General features: G+C 66.3%; 1 protein-coding gene. It reads left to right on the top strand.

Annotated features, from left to right (window positions below):
* Positions 1-386 (top strand): radical SAM protein (locus EN780_RS38400; protein WP_128276689.1); only part of this gene is annotated, 386 nt, incomplete at both ends.

The raw sequence follows: 386 nt of genomic DNA on the forward strand, positions 1-386 counted from the left end.
GTCAATGCCTGGCACGGCGAGGGCGAAAACGGTGAGGAATGGGGGCTGGGCCGCCTGCTGTTCAGGCTGGCCGAGATCCCTGGCCTGGCGCGGCTGCGCTACACCACCAGCCACCCTCGCGACATGGATGACGAATTGATCGCCGCCCATCGCGACCTGCCGGCGCTGATGCCCTATCTGCATCTGCCGGTGCAGTCGGGCTCCGACCGCATCCTGAAGGCGATGAACCGCAGGCATACGGCGCGCGACTATCTGGCGCTGATCGATCGCATTCGCGCCGCGCGCGGCGATATCGCCATGTCCGGCGATTTCATCGTCGGCTTCCCCGGCGAGACGGAAGCCGATTTCGAGGCGACCATGCAGCTGGTGCGCGAGGTCCACTATGC

It is taken from the genome of Mesorhizobium sp. M4B.F.Ca.ET.089.01.1.1, assembly GCF_004022605.1.
Classification (GTDB): Bacteria; Pseudomonadota; Alphaproteobacteria; order Rhizobiales; family Rhizobiaceae; genus Mesorhizobium; species Mesorhizobium abyssinicae.